Below are 18,694 nucleotides of genomic sequence, written 5' to 3'. Positions count from 1 at the left end.
AATATCTTCTATCTTATTTAATTGTTATCAATATACTGCGGACCGGAATGATGACAGATGAATTTCACATCTCACATCTCAAATCTCACATCTGTTACTATTATCTTCTTCCCGGGCCACCTGGACGGTTGCCACCACCTTGACCCGGACCACCCGGGCGGTTGTTACCACCACCTCTGCGATCGCCGCCTGGTTTGTTACGGTCGTTGCCTCTGCGTTCTCCGCCTCTTTCGCCGCCACGTGCATTATCACGTCCGCCGAAACCTGCTGAACCTTCCGGGCGACCACCTTTACCGCTTGCGCTGCTTGTGCCGCCAATGTTTGGAGACAGATCGCGTTTGCCGTAAACCTCACCTTTACAGATCCATACTTTAACACCTATTTTACCATAAGTAGTTAAGGCTTCTGCCAAAGCATAGTCAATATCGGCACGGAAAGTGTGCAAAGGAATTCTTCCTTCTTTATACTGCTCTGTACGTGCCATCTCAGCGCCACCTAAACGGCCTGATGTCATCACTTTGATTCCTTCTGCGCCCATTCTCATGGTAGAAGCAATTGTAGTTTTCATGGCACGACGGAAAGAGATACGTGCTTCAAGCTGTTTAGCAATACCTTCGGCAACTAACTGGGCATCAAGCTCAGGGCGTTTGATCTCGAAGATGTTGATCTGAACATCTTTTTTTGTTAATTTTTTTAACTCTTCCTTGATCTTATCAACCTCGGCACCGCCTTTACCAATCACAATACCCGGACGGGCAGTGTGGATAGTTACCGTGATGCGTTTTAAAGTACGTTCTATAACTACTTTAGATACACCACCTTTGTTGATACGTGCTGATAAGTATTTGCGGATCTTTTCGTCTTCAACTAATTTGTCGGAGTAGTTGTTTCCACCGAACCAATTAGAATCCCAACCGCGGATGATGCCTAACCTGTTACCTATTGGATGTGCTTTTTGTCCCATTTCAAATTAGTTGTTATCGTTTTTAGTATCCACAATCAAAGTTACGTGGTTAGAGCGCTTGCGAATGCGGAACCCTCTGCCTTGTGGTGCAGGGCGTAACCTTTTTAACTGACGGCCACCACCTACTGATATTTCTTTTACAAATAGGCCGCTATCTTCTACGCGTTTGCCTTCGTTTTTAGCTTCCCAGTTTTTGATGGCTGATAACAAAAGTTTCTCTACGCGGATTGCAGCTTCTTTGTTTGTAAATTTTAAGATGTATAACGCTTTCTCAACGTTCTCACCACGGATCAGATCAACCACCAAACGCATTTTACGTGGTGAAGTTGGACAGTTCTGTAGTTTAGCAACCGAAGCACCACCTACTACGAGTTTAGCAGCTTCTTTTTGTTGCCTGATCAATACAGACTTTTTGATTTTAGTTGTTGCTTCCATGCCTTATTTTTTCTTTTCTGCGTGACCGCGGAATGTGCGGGTTGGTGCAAATTCTCCCAACTTGTGACCAACCATGTTTTCTGTTACATACACCGGGATAAATTTATTACCGTTGTGTACTGCGAATGTATGACCAACGAAATCAGGAGAGATCATGGAACGACGTGACCATGTTTTTACAACTGATTTTTTACTTGCATCATTCAAGGTAAGAACTTTTCTTTCCAGGTTATGATCTATGTAAGGTCCTTTTTTAATTGAACGTGCCATTATTATTTCTTCCTTCTTTCAATGATGTAACGATCTGATCCTTTTTTCTTATCACGGGTTTTGTAGCCTTTAGCTAATAAACCTTTACGTGAACGTGGGTGACCACCTGATGAACGGCCTTCACCACCACCCATAGGGTGATCCACAGGGTTCATGGCAACACCACGAACGCGAGGGCGACGACCTAACCAGCGCTTACGGCCGGCTTTACCTAACACAGCATTTGCTTTTTCGCCATTTGAAACGGTACCGATAGTTGCCAAACAGGTTGACAATATCATACGTGTTTCGCCTGAAGGCAATTTGATGATGGCATATTTACCATCACGTGCTGATAACTGAGCGTAGGTACCGGCGCTGCGGGCAATAACACCACCCTGGCCAGGGTTTAACTCGATATTGTGGATGATAGAACCTAACGGGATGCTTTTCAAAGGCATGGTGTTACCAACCTCTGGTGCAGCGCTCTCGCCAGATACAACTACCGTTCCAACTGTTAAGCCTTCCGGAGCTATCATGTATCGTTTTTCACCATCAACAAAATGTAACAGCGCTATACGTGCAGATCTGTTTGGATCGTACTCGATAGTTGCAACTTTTGCAGGGATATCAAATTTATTGCGTTTAAAATCTATTAACCTGTATGCTTGTTTATGACCACCACCCAGGTAGCGCATCGTCATTTTACCGCTGTGGTTACGTCCGCCAGATCTTTTGTTAGATGATACAACCAACGACTTTTCTGGTACATTAGTTGTAATATCTGAATTAGATACATCAATTCTGAAGCGGGTACCCGGTGTAACCGGTTTAAATCTCTTTACTGCCATGTCTTATATTATATATTGCTGTAAAAATCTATTGTTTCACCATCCTTCAGCGTGATGATGGCCTTTTTGTATGTAGCCGCACGGCCAGACACTGCACCTGCTTTTGTGTTGCGGGTTTTAAGTTTACCTACATATTTCATTGTGTTAACAGCTGTAACGTTAACACCATACATAGCCTCAATAGCGCCTTTTATCTGAATTTTGTTAGCCCTGTGATCAACTTTGAACGCGTAGCGGTTAAGTTTCTCGGTTAGTTGAGCTACTTTTTCAGTAAGTAAGGGTTTCTTTAAAATTTCCATATTACTTAGCTAATGCTCCCTCCAAAGTTTTAACAGCGCCTGTTGTTAAGATCAGTTTACCGGCATTTAACACATCATAAGTATTTAACTGCTCAACGGTAATAACCTTAGTTTTTTTCAGGTTTCTGCTTGATAAATAAACATTGTTATTTTCAACACCTGCTAATACCAATAACGTTTTATCGTTAGTAACATTCAGGTCTGCTTCCATCTGGATGTAAGTTTTAGTCTTGATAGCATCAAAGCTAAAATCTTCTAATACCAAAATGTTGTTATCTTTTGCTTTGTATGATAAAGCTGAAGCACGGGCTAATGATTTAAGCTTTTTGTTTAATTTAAAGCTGTAATCACGTGGCTGCGGGCCGAAAACACGACCACCACCATTAAACAATGGTGATTTAATGCTACCTGCACGGGCGCCGCCTGTACCTTTTTGTTTATGTAATTTGCGGGTACTACCTGCAATTTCATTACGTTGTTTTGATTTGTGCGTACCCTGGCGTTGGTTAGCTAAGAACTGCTTTACATCTAAGTAAATAGCATGATCGTTAGGCTCTACTCCGAATACGGACTCAGGCAGCTGCACCTTGGCACCTGTTTCTTTACCTGATAGATTTAATACGTTGATTTCCATCTTATTTATCCACTATTACGAATGAACCCTTAGCTCCGGGGATTGAACCTTTAACTACAATCAGGTTTTGCTCTGCAAATACTTTAACTACTTCTAAGTTTTGTACTTTAACACGAACGTTACCTGTTTGACCCGCCATACGCATGCCTTTAAATACGCGAGATGGCCATGATGAAGCACCCAGTGAACCTGGTGCACGTAAACGATTGTGCTGACCGTGAGTTTGCATACCCACACCACCAAAACCGTGACGCTTTACAACACCCTGAAATCCTTTACCTTTTGAAGTACCTACTACATCAACGTAATCACCTGCGGCAAAAATCTCTACAGTAACAGTGTCACCAAGAGCTTTTTCGTCTTCGAATGTTTTAAATTCAACAAGTTTACGTTTTGGAGTAGTACCGGCTTTTTGGAAATGGCCTTTTAACGGGCCTGAGGTGTTTTTTTCCTTCTTCTCGCCATATGCTAACTGTACAGCTGCATATCCGTCTGTTTCTACAGACCTGATCTGGGTTACTACGCAAGGGCCAGCTTCGATTACAGTACAAGGAATGTTTTTCCCTGCTTCATCGAAAATGCTGGTCATTCCTACTTTTTTACCAATAATTCCTGACATTTTCTTTATTTTATTTGTGCCCATCGAAGCAGTAGGGCTTCGTTCAAGGCATATTATTTCCCCCTTAAGGGACGGCAAAGATAGAAACTTTACATTAATTTTCAAATAGTTATCAACTTATTTTTAAATAAATATTAATACAATGTTTTTAGCATTCAATTTAATGATACCCAGCCTTTAACTTGTGTATTGCTTTTGATAATGTATATTTATACCCTATACTAAACTTATATCATGAGCTGGGGCATATCTCCGCGGAAAACCGCTACCATTGCGCTGAACGAATACAACACCGATCATTATCTTACGCTGCTCTATCAGGCATTTAATAACCTTGGCTGGCATATCGGTTATTTTGATACTGATGGTATAATTGCCTACACTAATATATCCTGGGCATCGTATGCAGAAGAGGTTTCTGTCCAGGTCATCAATAAACAGGCTATTTTTAAAAGCGAATGCGTTGGCTACCAAGGCCTGTTTACAGATTATGGGAAAAATGAGCAGAACCTGGAATTGTTATATGCAGAGATTAGCTATGCAGAATATCATTTACAGCAAAACCTACACGAAACCACACAACAATTAATTGATAGCATACCCGACAGGCAATTTATAAGCCTTAATAACCCTCCACTGGGTTATAAACAAAAACTCCGTAACTTTTTATCTGCCTTTAACCCAAAGCCCGGTTATACCGTTACCCCCATACTGGTGCTGGCCAACATCGCCATCTATTTAATTACTGCAGTGGTAATAGCGGCTGTGTTTATAGTTATGGCTATGCAAGCCAAACAATCCGCACCAGGTAGTAACACCAAAAGCTTAGAAGATATTTATCTTTTACTTGGTTTCAGCGGGCGCAACCAGGTTTTAAAAGGGCAATTATGGCGATTGATAACCAATACATTCCTCCATTTTTCCGTATTGCATATTACAGGTAATATGGTGGTGCTTATTTACATCGGGTCGCTTATAGAAAATAAACTGGGCAAATGGAATTATCTGTTTATTTATCTGCTTACCGGTATCTGCGCCAGCATAACATCAGTAATATGGTATAAGGAAGGTGTATCGGCAGGTGCATCCGGGGCTATATTCGGGATGTTTGGTGTTTTGCTTGCCTTATTATCTACTGATTTTTATGAGAATAACGTACGCAGGGCACTATTAATAAGTACTACTATTTTTATAGCTTACAGTATTATTCCTATTGGGCGGCATGTAGACCATGCTGCACATTTTGGTGGTTTAATATCCGGCTATATTTTTGGATGGATAGCTTACTTAAGCTTAAAACAACAAAAACAAAACCTGGTAACGGCAAGTGCTTTAGCCATTACCATCATATATACCGGGTTATGTATTTGGCTTACCCCGGTTTACCAGTTAAAATATCTGCAACAACTAACCACTAAAACCGAAAATATATTTACTGATTTGAATAATGATTTTTATCATACAGATGATTTAACCCGCAGCCAGCGTTTAGCCATGTTAAATAGTAAAACCCTACGCAAGGTAGATACGCTTTCAGAAATCGGAAAGAGAATAAAAAGCCTTACGCTGCCGGCTAAAGAAAAGCAGATCGCCAATATAAAATCTCAGATCATTGCCTATGAATGCTCGCTTTATAAATTATTGTATCAAGAATTCCGGGATAATGATAAAGTTAAATATCGCAACAAAATAAACAGCACAACTCTTAAAATAAACGAGCTGCGCCTGCAATGGGGCAAGATAGAATATCCTGATTAGTCCCTTTGCTTATAATTACCCCATCATCAGCCTGCGTATCAACTCGGCGCTTTGCTTGTTGCCTTCTTCCAGTCGGCCTGCAAAAAAGGCCTGCACTTCGTTAAAGTGTTTCTTGTAGCCTTGCATGTCTCCGTACCCGATGATAGCGCTCCATTCGCGCACGGCCGAATGAAACTCCAGATCGTCGCCGCGGATGGTTTTATCATACAAGGCTGTTTCGATAGATTCTTCCAGCAGTTCTTCGTTCTTAAATAAATATTCGGCAATGCCCAGCCTCAGGCGGAATGGCGGCGTTTGGCAGATGAGGTTATCATAGGGGTTTACCCCCAGATGGTACCAGGCATCAACCATACTTAAAATGCTTAGATGTGAATTTGGCTTTTGATGCCCGGCGTGCTGCGCTAATGAAAATTCGCTCATCACAGCATCATTAAACATAATGGGCTTGCGGCTTTCATGAAAAACAAAATCACGGGCGCGGTATAGTCGCTGCCTAAACTCCTGCTCCTCTTCTTTGATCATCAGCTTAAACAGATCCGATTCTGATTCGGCATAGCGTTTTACCTGCTGGCGGGCATACGGATTTAGTATGGCCAGGCCTGCGTAAACGTGTGCTTTATAGCTAAAGATACGCAGGGTGGTCAGGATCTTTACATTATCAATACCACCAACATACGATGCGTTTTCCCAAGGGAAAAACCCGGCAGATTTCCAGGCGGTGCCCATACTCTCGAAGCCTACGTGGGTAACCGCCTGCGTGTCGGCTACTATCTTATCGTGCTCGTGATAATCCGGAATCTCTACGATGTCGGTTTCCACAGCAGTAAACAGTTCGAGCATGCGTTGGTAAGCATCCGGTTTGCTGCGATGGTTTATCAGGATCAGTTTTTGGCCTTTGGGTTCAAATCCCGGCCCGTGCATGGCATGGAAGGTGATGATCTGTGCAGCCGCAGGCAAGTATTTTTCAAATATGGCAATCTCGGGGTGTTTAACAGATGTTTGCCCGGCCACAATTGCGCCGTATTTAGTTGATGACCCGTACTGCCCTACCACCTGCTCCAGTTTATCTGCCTCTACAGAATAAATAATCAGGTCGCTTACGCGTGATACATCTTTGCCATCATCCATCAGGGTAATACCCAATGGGGATAATTCATTCTCCAGTTTCTCCCGGTTTTGGGGCATATCGCAACCGCAAACAGTGTACCCTGCTTTTGCAAAAGCTTTAGCATACAGCTTACCCATATCGCCCAAACCTATAATACCTATGCGCATAGTATAAATTAAAAGGCTAATATATGCTTTTGCGCATGATACAAAAGTTATAATATATAAACGTTTAGCAACTGTTTTTAAGGTTTAAACTATGAGTGTGATACAGCGTTTTGCATTTATCTGAACAATTATTTACAAACTTTAAATTAATTTGCTACGTTTAAGTAATTACAGCTTACGCTAAATAAACTAATCTTAAAAACACCGATACTACTATATCTATATGATCCAGCTTGTAAAAATTCGCTCACTTACGCTGTTAATTGTTTTTTTAACCATTGCGGGTTTCAGCAACGCGCAAGATTCTGCCCGGAGAGTTACCCCGGCCAAACCTGCAACCACTAAGGCTGTAGCCATACCCTATAAAAAAACGGCCACTAAAATAGCACAGGCACCGGGTACTATTGCTGCACCAGTACAGCAACGCCCGGTACAAACGCAACCGGCAGCACCTGCAGATAAAAGCCTGCGCGGGCAATACCAGTACCTGCTTACCAAGGTTTATAATTATCAGCAGCCATTGGTAGCCGCTTTATTTAAAAACTACAGTGACACTTTAAGTACTACCCGTAAGCAGTTAAAAGAAGCACAAAGCACTTTGGCATTGCAGGCAAAAACCATTGATACTTTAAAAACATCGGCAACAACTAAAGACCAGATGGTGGCCGAATCAAAAGCGAAAGTTGATGAAGTGGCGCTGCTGGGCATCCCGCTTGCAAAATCAACCTATAACTTAATTATGTGGGGCCTGGTAGTAGGCTTTGGCGTTATTGCAGCTATTGTAATAGCCCGGTCGGGCAGCCACAGTCGCGAGGCCAACTATCGCATTAAGCTTTATAACGAACTGGAAGAAGAATACAAAGCCTACAAAACAAAAGCCAACGAAAAAGAAAAGAAGCTGGCCCGTGAACTGCAAACCGAGCGCAATAAGAATGATGAGCTAATGGGCAACGGGTAATTTACCATGAAAGCTTTTTTATTTGGATGGAACCCCATTAAGTTTGCCTGGGATAATATCGACCACGATATTGAAAAGCTTAAGACCACGGGCGAACTAATAGATAACTGGAGCGTTGCCAGCCATAAAACCATTAAACCCGGCGACAGGGCATACATAGTGCGCCTGGGTGCCGAACCAAGGGGTATATTTGCGTCGGGTAGTATAAAATCCGAGCCCTATGTCGCCTTCAGAAAAGGCAGGCATTACCACCGTATAGAAATTGCACTGGATGTTTTGCTTAACCCGGATAAAGAGCACATCCTGACGTTTGATGTTTTAAAAACAGGCAACCTTGCCGAACAAACCTGGGCGCCACAGGCATCGGGCATATCCATACGCCCGCATCTGGTTGATGAGCTGGAGGGTGTTTGGCTGAATTTTTTAGCTGATACCTATTACGGACAAATCTAACCGGCGACCGATTGTCGCAAACGCCCCCTTAACTTGTCGTGTTACGCATTTGAAGTATTGTAGCCCCGGTGTACTTTTGATAAACAAACAAACTTAAATATGGCAACTCAAATTTTTTTAAACCTGCCGGTTAATGATCTTAACAAATCTATTGCGTTCTTCACTAAACTTGGCTATACGTTTAACCCGCAGTTTACCGACGAGAAGGCAACCTGCATGATCATCAGCGATACCATTTATGTAATGCTGCTCACCAAAGCTTTCTTCCAGACATTTACTAAAAAAAGGATCATAGACGCCCATACAGAGGCGGAATGTTCTATTTGCCTATCGGCCGAAAGCAAGGATGCCGTAAACGAAATGGTAGCTAAAGCAGAAGCTGCAGGCGCTGTTATCCCCAACCCAGCTACAGACTATGGTTTTATGTACCAACACAGCTTTGCAGATCTTGACGGCCATCACTGGGAAATTATGTGGATGGACCCTGCAGGGCCACCGCAACAGGGATAAATACATGTATAATTAACAAATGTATATCCAACCCTCAAGCGTTATTACAAGGTGCGAAGCAATCTGCTATAGTAGTCATACACCCTGCATGGCCGATTTGCTTAAAGAGATTACTTCGTACCTCGCAGATGATTGGGAAACTACAAAAAAAGCCATTCTTTTTCAAGAATGGCTTTTCTATAGATCTTCCGGTACAGTTACACTTTGATCTCAACTTCAACGCCGCTTGGCAATTCAAGCTTCATTAGCGCATCTACAGTTTTAGAGTTAGAGCTGTAGATATCCAATAAACGTTTATAAGAACATAACTGGAATTGCTCGCGTGCTTTTTTGTTTACGTGTGGTGAACGTAAAACAGTAAAAATTTTCTTTTCGGTTGGTAACGGAAGTGGTCCGCTAACTACAGCGCCTGTTGGCTTTACTGTTTTAACGATCTTCTCGGCTGATTTGTCAACCAAGTTGTAATCGTACGATTTTAATTTGATCCTGATTCTTTGGCTCATGTTATTTTTGTTTTAAACCACCCTAAGAGCTATTTATTAGGATGATTGGTTGTTTATATATGTGCGGATGTGTGTATATGCAAATGTGCGGGATGATATTTGCATATCTGCACATCTGCATATTTTCACATCAACTTATTTATGCGTTGCTACCAGCTGCTTTTCTGCCTTTTGCTTTAGCAACTATTTCATCCTGTACGTTACGTGGTGCTTCAGCATAGTGATCAAACTCCATGGTTGAAGTAGCACGGCCAGATGTAATAGTACGTAACTGGGTTACATAACCAAACATTTCTGAAAGTGGTACAGTTGCTTTAATTACCTGTGCACCTGCGCGGCTATCCATACCTAAAAGCTGGCCACGACGACGGTTCATGTCACCGATAACATCACCCATGTTTTCTTCAGGGGTTAAGATCTCAATTTTCATGATCGGCTCAAGTAATACCGGTTTACATTTTGGTAAAGCCTCGCGGTAGGCCATTTTAGCAGCTAACTCGAAAGATAGCGCATCTGAATCGACTGCGTGGAATGAACCATCAATTAACCTTACTTTTAAGCCTGTAAGCGGGTAACCTGCTAATACACCATTTGCTAAGGAAGCTGCGAAGCCTTTTTCAACAGATGGGATAAATTCACGCGGGATTGAACCACCAGAGATTTCGTTAACGAAAGTTAAACCTTCTTTACCTTCATCGTTTGGTGATAAAACCACCTGGATATCAGCAAATTTACCACGGCCACCGGTTTGTTTCTTGTAAGTTTCGCGGTGTTGTGTTGTACCTGTAATAGCTTCTTTGAAAGCTACTTGTGGCGCACCCTGGTTAACCTCAACCTTAAACTCGCGTTTAAGACGGTCCATAATGATATCTAAGTGAAGCTCGCCCATACCGCTAATTACGGTTTGGCCGGTTTCTTCGTCAGAGTTTACACGGAAGGTTGGATCCTCTTCAGATAATTTACCTAAAGCCATACCCAATTTATCAACGTCTGCCTGAGTTTTAGGCTCAATAGCTAAACCGATAACCGGGTCAGGGAAGTTCATCGACTCCAGAACGATAGGGTGTTTCTCATCACAAAGTGTATCACCTGTTTTAATATCTTTAAAGCCTACTACCGCAGCAATATCACCTGCACCTACGTTAGGGATAGGGTTTTGCTTGTTAGCATGCATCTGGAAGATACGGGAAATACGCTCTTTGTTATCTGAACGCATGTTGTGCACATATGAACCCGCTTCCAGGTTACCTGAGTAAACGCGGATAAAGCATAAACGACCTACGAAAGGATCGGTTGCGATTTTAAACGCCAATGCTGCAAATGGTTCTTTTTCTGATGGCTGGCGAACAATTTCTTCGCCGGTATCCGGGTTAGTACCCACAATACCGTCAACATCCATCGGTGAAGGAAGTAATTCCATCACATAATCAAGCATGGTTTGTACACCTTTGTTTTTGAAAGATGAACCGCAAACCATAGGCACAATTTTAGCATCTAACACTGCTTTACGCAATGCATCTAAAATTTCGCGCTCGGTGATCGATTCCGGATCGTCAAAGAATTTCTCCATCAGGCTCTCATCGTAATCAGCAACTGATTCCAACAATTTTTCTCTCCATTCGGTAGCTTCTTCGATCATATCCTCCGGGATAGGCACTTCAGTAAAGGTCATACCTTTATCATGCTCATTCCAAACAATACCTCTCCAGTTAATTAAATCAACAACACCTTTAAAGCTCTCTTCGGCGCCAATTGGCAATTGAAGCGGAACGGCGTTGCTGCCTAACATGCTTTTTACCTGCTTAACAACGTTTAAGAAATCGGCACCGCTACGGTCCATCTTATTAACGAAACCGATACGGGCAACGTTATAGTTGTTAGCAAGCCTCCAGTTGGTTTCTGATTGAGGTTCAACACCGTCAACCGCACTAAACAAGAAAACCAAACCATCTAATACACGTAAGCTGCGGTTTACCTCTACGGTAAAATCCACGTGGCCCGGGGTATCAATAATGTTGATGTGGTATTTCTGGCCTCTGTATTTCCAGTCGATAGTGGTAGCAGCAGATGTAATGGTAATACCACGTTCCTGCTCCTGCGCCATCCAGTCCATCGTAGCTGCACCCTCGTGTACCTCGCCAATTTTATGGCTCACACCCGAGTAATACAGAATACGCTCGGTAGTAGTGGTTTTACCGGCATCAATGTGCGCAGCAATACCTATGTTTCTTGTATATCTTAGATCTCTTGACATTTCAATTATTGATTTATTGAATTAGCGAATTAGTGATTTTTGAATTAGTAACATGTTACCAAATCAATAAATCACAAATTCGCTAAATCGCTAATTATTTTTTAGAATCTAAAGTGAGAGAACGCTTTGTTGGCTTCTGCCATTTTGTGCGTATCTTCTTTCTTCTTCACAGCAGCGCCTTCGCCTTTAGCAGCAGAGATGATCTCGCCAGCTAATTTCTCCATCATGGTTTTTTCACCACGACGGCGTGCATAGCTGATCAGCCATTTCATGCCTAAAGCTACTTTACGTTCCGGGCGAACTTCTGTAGGTACCTGGAAGTTAGCACCACCAACACGGCGGCTTTTTACTTCAACAGCAGGCATTACGTTATTTAAAGCTTTTTTCCAGCTATCTAAGCCGTTTTCGCTTGTTTTTTTCTCTACAATTTCAATTGCGTTGTAAAATATAGTGTAAGCGGTAGATTTTTTACCGTCGAACATCATATTGTTTACAAACCTGGTTACCAAAACATCATTGAATTTTGGATCAGGAAGAAGGATTCTCTTTTTCGGTTTTGACTTTCTCATTTTTACTATCCTCCTTTAATTATTTCTTTTTACCTTTTGTTGGGGCAGCAGCTGCTTGTCCTGGTTTAGGGCGTTTAGTACCGTATTTAGAACGGCGTTGGTTACGGCCGGCTACACCAGAAGTATCTAACGCACCACGGATGATGTGGTAACGTACACCCGGTAAATCCTTAACACGACCACCACGGATCAAAACAATAGAGTGTTCCTGTAAGTTGTGGCCTTCACCAGGGATGTAGGCGTTAACTTCTTTACCATTTGTAAGGCGCACACGTGCAACTTTACGCATTGCTGAGTTTGGTTTTTTAGGGGTAGTGGTGTACACACGGGTGCACACGCCTCTTCGCTGTGGACAGCTGTCCAACGCTGGCGACTTACTCTTGTCAACCAGAGCTACTCTACCTTTTCTAACTAATTGCTGAATAGTAGGCATTTTTGCTTTTTTGTATTTACAGTTTTATCCTTATTTTAAGGACTGCAAAGGTAGGTACTATTTTTTGATTTTCAAGGGCTTGGATGAAAAAGTTTTTTGTAATGGGTTGATTAGGTGGAGGGAGAGTAAAATAACAGCGGGTAATGCCACCCTGAGCTTGTCGAAGGGGTGCAGCGGGAATAGGCTGCTAATGGTTCGACAGGCTCACCATGACACCTTACTTTTTAATCTGTCATATAAATAATGATGCGGAAGAACTGAATTACGCGACAGGTAAAGCAATTGCTGTGCTGCTATCTCCCGCCAGCCCCGCTTTCCGCTCATACTGCACAGGCCTTAGGCGCCGGGTCGGTATCTGCTGCAATCGGGTTTAGTTGGCAATGCCTGTACCTCATCGGGGCTACCTCTTAGTAATTATACCAAAGAAAATGGTGACTATATTTTGCCAGTAGCTGAATTTAAAACAACTGATTATCAGCTATTTATTAAAGTTCACAGGTGTTCACGGCCGTGAACGTGAACACTTCCAGCCATAGATAACGCAGTACAGCAGATTTGACAACTTTTAAAAAGTTGTCAAATCTTAACAACAAACTATTTCAAAATATTTTTTTGCTATTTAAACTAAAATTATACTTTTGCCACCCCAACGCGAAAGTAGCTCAGTTGGTAGAGCACGACCTTGCCAAGGTCGGGGTCGCGAGTTCGAATCTCGTCTTTCGCTCCACAATCCTTCCTGTAACCAGGGAGGATTTTTTTATTTGCGGCCACTTGTTTAACGTTTGTTTTGTATCTTCAAGCAAAAAACATAGATGAAAACCGACCTGTACACCAAAATTATCCTAACCATTATTGCCGTAGCCCTAACCCTAAACCTGGTTAAAAGCACCATCACCCCCGCTATGGCCGATACCAAAAAATATGTAACCCTGCCGGTAAATGCCGATGGCAGCATCAATGTAAACATTACTAAAATGCTCGAAACGATGGACGTAAACATCAAAAATGTAGACCGCAGCGCCTTTTACTATGTTACGCCTATCCCGGTTAAGGTAAGCCAATAAAAAACCCGCAGCTGTTAAGCTGCGGGCATACTTAGGTTTATAATAGATCAGTTTAGTTTTACTTTAACACTTCCCGGCTGATCACGATCTTCTGGATCTCGGAAGTGCCTTCGCCTATAGTACAAAGTTTGGCATCGCGGTAGTATTTCTCTACCGGGAAATCTTTAGTATAACCATATCCACCGAAGATCTGTACCGCCTCATTTGCGCAGCGTACTGCCACTTCTGATGCATAGTATTTTGCCATAGCAGATTGCTTGGTAACCGGCAAATGGCGGTTCTTCAGATCGGCGGCCTGCATAATTAATAGTTCGGCAGCCTCTATCTCGGTAGCCATATCGGCCAGTTTAAAGGCGATCCCCTGAAAATTACTGATCGGCTGCCCAAACTGGTGGCGTTCTTTAGAGTAAGCAACCGCGGCTTCGAACGCGCCTTTAGCAATCCCTAATGATAGGGCTGCAATAGAAATTCGGCCACCATCCAAAACCTTCATCGCCTGCTTAAAACCATCACCTTCTGCGCCCAAAAGGTTCTCTTTTGGCACCCGGCAATTATCAAATATCATTTCGGTGGTTTCTGAGGCACGCATGCCCAGTTTGTTTTCTTTTTTACCTGCACTAAAGCCCGGGGTGCCGCGTTCAACAACCAAAGCCGATATTCCCTTACTATCGCCTTTTTCGCCTGTACGTACCATAACCACCGCAATGTTACCTGTTTTACCATGGGTTATCCAGTTTTTAGATCCGTTTACAATATAATGATCACCATCTAAAACTGCTGTGGTAGCCATCCGCATGGCATCGCTGCCGGTATTGGCTTCGGTTAAACCCCAGGCCCCTATCCATTCTGCAGTAGCCAGTTTGGGTAACCAGCGCTGTTTTTGCTCCTCATTGGCAAATGCCAGGATATGCCCCGTACACAAGGAATTATGCGCAGCAACTGATAAACCAATAGATCCGCATACTTTCGCTATCTCTGAAATTACGGTTACATATTCTGCATAACCAAAGCCCGAACCGCCGTATTCTTCTGGTACCAGCACTCCCATCATGCCGGTTTCGCCCAGTTGTTTAAACAAGTCTACCGGGAAATGCTGCGCCTCATCCCATTCCATTACGTTTGGTTTGATGTGTTTTTCGGCAAAATCTTTGGCCATGCGGCCTATCATTTTTTGATTCTCGCTGGTAGAAAAGTCGTAGCCGGCAGGACTATCGGTTAACAGATGATCCATATTTAAAAAGTAGATTTATAATTGGTTGCGGTAAATATAGCAATATTTACTATGCATGCATAGTAAATAAATTTTTATTTATCTCCCTCCAATTCACCCGCCCTCGTCAAAATAAAATTCATGCAATTCCGGTATTAGTTGTCATTCTAATAAATTTTTAATAAAAAGATCATTTTTTGTACATATCTAATTAAATACGGGCTAATTTTTAGATAAAATTTAGTTTTTCACCAGTATTTTTTATTAAATCATTAAATATCTAATACCATTTTAACAATTAACATATTTATTAAGCCTAATTGAAACAATAATTTAATAAAAAAGTAAAAATCATGCTTCAATTGTATTATAAATGTTACATACTTACCTTGCTTTAATTAACTTTTAACTATAACTGATCAAATTCATGAAAAAAAATTTACTCAAAATTTTTATTGGGATTGTTATGGCCTTTTCCGGCCTGCATGCACAATCTCAAACCCGAATTATTACCGGGACCGTAATTGCCCAGGATGATGGCTTACCAATCCCCGGGGTTAGCGTAGGTGTTAAAGGTACCGGCATTGGTACGCAAACATCTGCAGATGGTAAATATTCATTATCAGTACCCGCCGGGGCAGGTACATTATTTTTCAGCTTTATTGGTTACACCACTACAGAATTAGCTATAACCAGTAATGTTATTAATGTTAAACTGGCTATATCTAACCGCCAGCTTACAGAAGTAGTTGTTACCGGATCTGGGGTTGCCACAAGCAAAGCCAGACTGGGTATTTCGGTAGAAGCTGTTTCCTCTAAAAATCTGCCGCAAACTCCCACTGCTTCTATAGATCAGGCATTGGTAGGTAAAATTCCGGGGGCGCAAATATCCTCTGTTGACGGTACACCGGGCGCGCGTGCTAACATTGTGCTAAGAGGTATTAATACTATACAGCGGGGTACATACCCAATGATTCTGGTTGATGGGGTTGAATCGGGAGCTACCGATATCAGCCTGCTTGATTTAAGCAACGTAGACCGCATAGAAGTAGTACAGGGTGCTGCATCATCTACCATTTATGGTGCACAGGGTGCAAACGGTGTGATACAGGTATTTACTAAAAAAGGCCAAAAGGGCAAACCACAAATAAATATATCAAGCAGTGTTGCTGCAAACAGTATCATTAACAGCGGTAATGTACACCAGGCAAAGTTTAATAGCTTTAAAACAGATGCAAATGGTAATTTTATAGATAATAGCGGCAATATTATAGCATTAGACAGGGATGGAATATATCCGGGTGTAAGCTGGGCGTTCCCATCGGGTAATGGTAACCCAACAGCAATGTCTAACCCATTAAATATTGCTGATAAATCTTATGGTACAAACCTTAAGTATTATGACCATATAAAGCAACTTTTTAAAACGGCTTACACCACTAATAACAGTGTAAACATTTCAGGAGCTACCGAAAAAATTGATTACAATTTTGGTATAACCAATAATCATCAGCAAAGTACTATCCGCACAAACGGGTATAATGATCGTACCAACCTGATTACAAACTTGGGCATAGAACTTTTTAAAGGTTTTACGCTAAGATCCATAACCCAACTCATTTACACCCGCAATACACTTAACAGAAATTTAGGAATAGGTAATTCTGGTGGGATATTTAATGCATTGAATGCTTCTCCATTTTATGATTTCAATCAGAAACTTGCTGACGGCACCTATCCCTTTTCCTTAAACTCCGGCACGGTGAGTGTAAATGGCAATAACCCTTTTTACTACACCGAATATGGCCACACGCGTGATAACCGCATAGATATTTTGCAAAATTTACAGGCGGACTATAAAATAAACAAGTTTTTGGAACTGAACGCTAAATACGGATTAAACTACAGCAACCAGGAAGCTAATTACATTTATGAAAATCAGTCGGCCAACATCGCATCTCAGGACCTTAATACTTTCATTGGTAATTTTGCCGGGGATAACACGGGTGAGTTAAATAAAAATACGTATAAAACCACTTTTCAAAACTTTAACGGATCGGCAATCATCCGTACCGATTTTCAGAAAGATTTTCACATTAACGCCCCAATTACTACTGCAACCTTACTGCAATACGATTATAGGAATAGAAAATACCAGGAATTTGACACTTATGGTTTAGGTTTGCCAAGCTATCCCATTTACAACTTTAACCAAACGCAAACGCAGGCAGTTGCCTATGATTATACCGAACCATTTATCACCTACGGCTATGTTGTTAATCAAAAAATAGATGTTGGGGAGTTTGGTGGCGTGTCTGGCGGTTTCCGCAGCGATTATTCATCAGCTTACGGGCAAGGTTCAAAGCCGTTTACTTTCCCTAATGTCAATGCCTACATTCGGCTCTCTTCGTTCGATTTCTGGAAAAACAGTAGTTTAGGCCGCCGTGTATCTGAATTTAAACTACGTGCTGCTTATGGTAAAGCCGGGATACAGCCACAACCGTTTGACAGGTACCCAACATTAGTACCTCAAAATTTAGGCACAAACCTTGCGTTTGCGCTGCAAAATGCAAGTAAAAACCCCAATTTGTCGGTAGAGATATCAAAAGAAACCGAGTTTGGTACCGATTTTTCGGTAAACGGGTTAACAGGTAACTGGCTATCTTTATTCAATTTTAGCGCTACTTACTGGCGCCGCAAAGGGACGAATGTAATTTATGATGTAGCCGTACCGCCATCAACAGGTGCCGGTACTATCAAAACCAATGCGATTGATCTTTCATCTAACGGTTTCCAGGCTTCTTTAAATATCAATGTATTACACTCCAAAGATTTCAACTGGAGCTTTACGACCAACTTTAGCCGTCAAACATCCAAAATTGATGCTATAAACGGCCCTTCTATTATTTTGGCCAGTGCCGCAGGTAGTACACAGCTTACTTTAAACGCAGGCACCAAAATAGGCCAGATATATGGCTACAAAGCATTAACAAGCTTAACAGAAGTTAACCAAGCCGGTGTTAGATATATAGCTGATGCAGATTTAGGCAATTATGAAATAGTTAACGGAAGGGTGGTTAATAAAGCAACCAAAGGGGTGCAATTTACCAACGAGGCTTATTCGTTTGGCGACCCTAACCCAAAATTCAACATGTCGTTCATTAACAGCTTCAGCTACAAACAGCTAAGTTTGGGCTTCCAGTTCGATTGGGTGCATGGCAGCCACTTGTACAACCAAACTAAAGAATGGATGTATCGTGATGGTATCAGCAGCGATTATGATATACCGGTTACTATTGATGGTAAAACTGCGGCATATACCGCTTACTACCGTAGTATATATGCCGATTATTTTGGAGCACGTAACGGCCCTGCACGTAACGGTACAAAAGATTATTTTTACGAAGATGCGTCATTTGTACGCCTAAGAAACGTAAGCCTGTCATGGGATTTTGCGGGGTTAATCAAAAACAAGGTATTCAGAAAAGTGCAATTAACGTTTACCGGGCGTAACTTGCTAACCTTTACCAAATACACAGGCTTTGATCCTGAAATAAGCACGGGTACATCCAACTCAGCTTTTGACCGCGGTGTAGACAACAGCTCATCGCCCAACCTTAAATCTTATCAAGTAGGATTAAATCTTGGATTTTAAT

The 18,694-nt window shown here is 42.0% G+C and carries 19 protein-coding genes and 1 tRNA gene; 7 read left to right on the top strand and 13 right to left on the bottom strand.

What is annotated here, in order from left to right; genetic code table 11:
- Positions 1 to 100: 100 nt before the first annotated feature.
- The 7 genes from rpsC to rplC are packed head-to-tail and all read right to left on the bottom strand — an operon-like array spanning position 101 to position 4,051.
- A complete protein-coding gene (gene rpsC, locus E2R65_RS06320) occupies positions 101 to 964 on the bottom strand; it encodes a 30S ribosomal protein S3 (RefSeq protein WP_134335647.1) in 864 nt (287 codons plus the stop codon).
- Positions 965 to 970: 6 nt separating this feature from the next.
- Complete coding sequence (gene rplV, locus E2R65_RS06315) at positions 971 to 1,399, bottom strand: 50S ribosomal protein L22 (protein WP_134335646.1); 429 nt, start codon at positions 1,397 to 1,399, stop codon at positions 971 to 973.
- A 3-nt stretch (positions 1,400 to 1,402) separates the two neighbouring features.
- Positions 1,403 to 1,669, bottom strand: a complete 267-nt coding sequence (rpsS, locus tag E2R65_RS06310; RefSeq protein WP_067059750.1) for a 30S ribosomal protein S19 — start codon at positions 1,667 to 1,669, stop codon at positions 1,403 to 1,405.
- Between the two features lie 2 nt (positions 1,670 to 1,671).
- Positions 1,672 to 2,499: a 50S ribosomal protein L2 gene (rplB, locus tag E2R65_RS06305; RefSeq protein ID WP_134335645.1), complete on the bottom strand. Its 828-nt coding sequence runs from the start codon at positions 2,497 to 2,499 to the stop codon at positions 1,672 to 1,674.
- Between the two features lie 8 nt (positions 2,500 to 2,507).
- On the bottom strand, positions 2,508 to 2,798 hold the full coding sequence (rplW, locus tag E2R65_RS06300; protein ID WP_121245911.1) for a 50S ribosomal protein L23: 291 nt from the start codon (positions 2,796 to 2,798) through the stop codon (positions 2,508 to 2,510).
- A gap of 1 nt (position 2,799) precedes the next feature.
- The gene (rplD, locus tag E2R65_RS06295; protein WP_129876194.1) at positions 2,800 to 3,432 is read right to left on the bottom strand and encodes a 50S ribosomal protein L4; all 633 of its coding nucleotides are present in this window, start codon (positions 3,430 to 3,432) and stop codon (positions 2,800 to 2,802) included.
- 1 nt (position 3,433) lies between these two features.
- On the bottom strand, positions 3,434 to 4,051 hold the full coding sequence (rplC, locus tag E2R65_RS06290; RefSeq protein ID WP_121246354.1) for a 50S ribosomal protein L3: 618 nt from the start codon (positions 4,049 to 4,051) through the stop codon (positions 3,434 to 3,436).
- A 234-nt stretch (positions 4,052 to 4,285) separates the two neighbouring features.
- Between rplC and E2R65_RS06285 the strand changes: the two genes are divergently transcribed.
- Complete coding sequence (locus E2R65_RS06285) at positions 4,286 to 5,809, top strand: rhomboid family intramembrane serine protease (RefSeq protein WP_134335644.1); 1,524 nt, start codon at positions 4,286 to 4,288, stop codon at positions 5,807 to 5,809.
- 15 nt (positions 5,810 to 5,824) lie between these two features.
- Here E2R65_RS06285 and E2R65_RS06280 read toward each other — a convergent pair whose 3' ends face one another.
- Positions 5,825 to 7,084, bottom strand: coding sequence for a prephenate dehydrogenase (locus E2R65_RS06280; protein WP_134335643.1), 1,260 nt, complete (start codon positions 7,082 to 7,084; stop codon positions 5,825 to 5,827).
- 223 nt (positions 7,085 to 7,307) lie between these two features.
- Here E2R65_RS06280 and E2R65_RS06275 point away from each other — a divergent pair, with 223 nt between their 5' ends.
- From E2R65_RS06275 to E2R65_RS06265, 3 genes are all read left to right on the top strand, one after another.
- Positions 7,308 to 8,042 carry a hypothetical protein gene (locus E2R65_RS06275; protein ID WP_134335642.1) on the top strand — a complete coding sequence of 245 codons (735 nt, stop codon included), beginning with the start codon at positions 7,308 to 7,310 and terminating at the stop codon, positions 8,040 to 8,042.
- Between the two features lie 6 nt (positions 8,043 to 8,048).
- Entirely contained in the window at positions 8,049 to 8,495 is a 447-nt protein-coding gene (locus tag E2R65_RS06270) for an EVE domain-containing protein (RefSeq protein WP_134335641.1), read from the top strand.
- A 99-nt stretch (positions 8,496 to 8,594) separates the two neighbouring features.
- Complete coding sequence (locus E2R65_RS06265) at positions 8,595 to 9,005, top strand: VOC family protein (protein WP_134335640.1); 411 nt, start codon at positions 8,595 to 8,597, stop codon at positions 9,003 to 9,005.
- Positions 9,006 to 9,202: 197 nt separating this feature from the next.
- On the opposite strand, the gene rpsJ is transcribed toward E2R65_RS06265, so the two are convergent.
- The 4 genes from rpsJ to rpsL all read right to left on the bottom strand — a co-directional run bounded on the left by rpsJ (position 9,203) and on the right by rpsL (position 12,764).
- Positions 9,203 to 9,508: a 30S ribosomal protein S10 gene (gene rpsJ / locus E2R65_RS06260; protein ID WP_022830652.1), complete on the bottom strand. Its 306-nt coding sequence runs from the start codon at positions 9,506 to 9,508 to the stop codon at positions 9,203 to 9,205.
- Positions 9,509 to 9,647: 139 nt separating this feature from the next.
- A complete protein-coding gene (fusA, locus tag E2R65_RS06255; RefSeq protein WP_134335639.1) occupies positions 9,648 to 11,762 on the bottom strand; it encodes an elongation factor G in 2,115 nt (704 codons plus the stop codon).
- A gap of 101 nt (positions 11,763 to 11,863) precedes the next feature.
- On the bottom strand, positions 11,864 to 12,331 hold the full coding sequence (gene rpsG / locus E2R65_RS06250) for a 30S ribosomal protein S7 (protein ID WP_134335638.1): 468 nt from the start codon (positions 12,329 to 12,331) through the stop codon (positions 11,864 to 11,866).
- A gap of 19 nt (positions 12,332 to 12,350) precedes the next feature.
- Positions 12,351 to 12,764 carry a 30S ribosomal protein S12 gene (rpsL, locus tag E2R65_RS06245; RefSeq protein ID WP_100340149.1) on the bottom strand — a complete coding sequence of 138 codons (414 nt, stop codon included), beginning with the start codon at positions 12,762 to 12,764 and terminating at the stop codon, positions 12,351 to 12,353.
- A gap of 651 nt (positions 12,765 to 13,415) precedes the next feature.
- Here rpsL and E2R65_RS06240 point away from each other — a divergent pair.
- Together E2R65_RS06240 and E2R65_RS06235 are read left to right on the top strand one after the other, a co-directional pair.
- Positions 13,416 to 13,491: transfer RNA gene (locus tag E2R65_RS06240), tRNA-Gly, on the top strand.
- A gap of 85 nt (positions 13,492 to 13,576) precedes the next feature.
- Entirely contained in the window at positions 13,577 to 13,828 is a 252-nt protein-coding gene (locus tag E2R65_RS06235) for a hypothetical protein (protein ID WP_134335637.1), read from the top strand.
- Between the two features lie 58 nt (positions 13,829 to 13,886).
- Here the strand turns inward: E2R65_RS06235 and E2R65_RS06230 are convergent, their stop codons facing one another.
- Positions 13,887 to 15,059 carry an acyl-CoA dehydrogenase gene (locus tag E2R65_RS06230; RefSeq protein WP_134335636.1) on the bottom strand — a complete coding sequence of 391 codons (1,173 nt, stop codon included), beginning with the start codon at positions 15,057 to 15,059 and terminating at the stop codon, positions 13,887 to 13,889.
- A 406-nt stretch (positions 15,060 to 15,465) separates the two neighbouring features.
- Here E2R65_RS06230 and E2R65_RS06225 point away from each other — a divergent pair, with 406 nt between their 5' ends.
- The gene (locus E2R65_RS06225) at positions 15,466 to 18,693 is read left to right on the top strand and encodes a SusC/RagA family TonB-linked outer membrane protein (protein WP_134335635.1); all 3,228 of its coding nucleotides are present in this window, start codon (positions 15,466 to 15,468) and stop codon (positions 18,691 to 18,693) included.
- Position 18,694: the final 1 nt, after the last annotated feature.

Source organism: Mucilaginibacter phyllosphaerae (assembly GCF_004378255.1).
In the GTDB taxonomy this organism is placed as follows: domain Bacteria; phylum Bacteroidota; class Bacteroidia; order Sphingobacteriales; family Sphingobacteriaceae; genus Mucilaginibacter; species Mucilaginibacter phyllosphaerae.
Note: the sequence above shows the minus strand (reverse complement) of the source record. Positions and strands in the feature narration are given on the sequence as shown.

What these genes read in the sequence shown, in the direction of transcription:
- rpsC (WP_134335647.1), bottom strand. Translation starts at nt 964, where the DNA reads ATGGGACAAAAAGCACATCCAATAGGTAACAGGTTAGGCATCATCCGC.
- rplV (WP_134335646.1), bottom strand. Translation starts at nt 1,399, where the DNA reads ATGGAAGCAACAACTAAAATCAAAAAGTCTGTATTGATCAGGCAACAA.
- rpsS (WP_067059750.1), bottom strand. Translation starts at nt 1,669, where the DNA reads ATGGCACGTTCAATTAAAAAAGGACCTTACATAGATCATAACCTGGAA.
- rplB (WP_134335645.1), bottom strand. Translation starts at nt 2,499, where the DNA reads ATGGCAGTAAAGAGATTTAAACCGGTTACACCGGGTACCCGCTTCAGA.
- rplW (WP_121245911.1), bottom strand. Translation starts at nt 2,798, where the DNA reads ATGGAAATTTTAAAGAAACCCTTACTTACTGAAAAAGTAGCTCAACTA.
- rplD (WP_129876194.1), bottom strand. Translation starts at nt 3,432, where the DNA reads ATGGAAATCAACGTATTAAATCTATCAGGTAAAGAAACAGGTGCCAAG.
- rplC (WP_121246354.1), bottom strand. Translation starts at nt 4,051, where the DNA reads ATGTCAGGAATTATTGGTAAAAAAGTAGGAATGACCAGCATTTTCGAT.
- E2R65_RS06285 (WP_134335644.1), top strand. Translation starts at nt 4,286, where the DNA reads ATGAGCTGGGGCATATCTCCGCGGAAAACCGCTACCATTGCGCTGAAC.
- E2R65_RS06280 (WP_134335643.1), bottom strand. Translation starts at nt 7,084, where the DNA reads ATGCGCATAGGTATTATAGGTTTGGGCGATATGGGTAAGCTGTATGCT.
- E2R65_RS06275 (WP_134335642.1), top strand. Translation starts at nt 7,308, where the DNA reads ATGATCCAGCTTGTAAAAATTCGCTCACTTACGCTGTTAATTGTTTTT.
- E2R65_RS06270 (WP_134335641.1), top strand. Translation starts at nt 8,049, where the DNA reads ATGAAAGCTTTTTTATTTGGATGGAACCCCATTAAGTTTGCCTGGGAT.
- E2R65_RS06265 (WP_134335640.1), top strand. Translation starts at nt 8,595, where the DNA reads ATGGCAACTCAAATTTTTTTAAACCTGCCGGTTAATGATCTTAACAAA.
- rpsJ (WP_022830652.1), bottom strand. Translation starts at nt 9,508, where the DNA reads ATGAGCCAAAGAATCAGGATCAAATTAAAATCGTACGATTACAACTTG.
- fusA (WP_134335639.1), bottom strand. Translation starts at nt 11,762, where the DNA reads ATGTCAAGAGATCTAAGATATACAAGAAACATAGGTATTGCTGCGCAC.
- rpsG (WP_134335638.1), bottom strand. Translation starts at nt 12,331, where the DNA reads ATGAGAAAGTCAAAACCGAAAAAGAGAATCCTTCTTCCTGATCCAAAA.
- rpsL (WP_100340149.1), bottom strand. Translation starts at nt 12,764, where the DNA reads ATGCCTACTATTCAGCAATTAGTTAGAAAAGGTAGAGTAGCTCTGGTT.
- E2R65_RS06235 (WP_134335637.1), top strand. Translation starts at nt 13,577, where the DNA reads ATGAAAACCGACCTGTACACCAAAATTATCCTAACCATTATTGCCGTA.
- E2R65_RS06230 (WP_134335636.1), bottom strand. Translation starts at nt 15,059, where the DNA reads ATGGATCATCTGTTAACCGATAGTCCTGCCGGCTACGACTTTTCTACC.
- E2R65_RS06225 (WP_134335635.1), top strand. Translation starts at nt 15,466, where the DNA reads ATGAAAAAAAATTTACTCAAAATTTTTATTGGGATTGTTATGGCCTTT.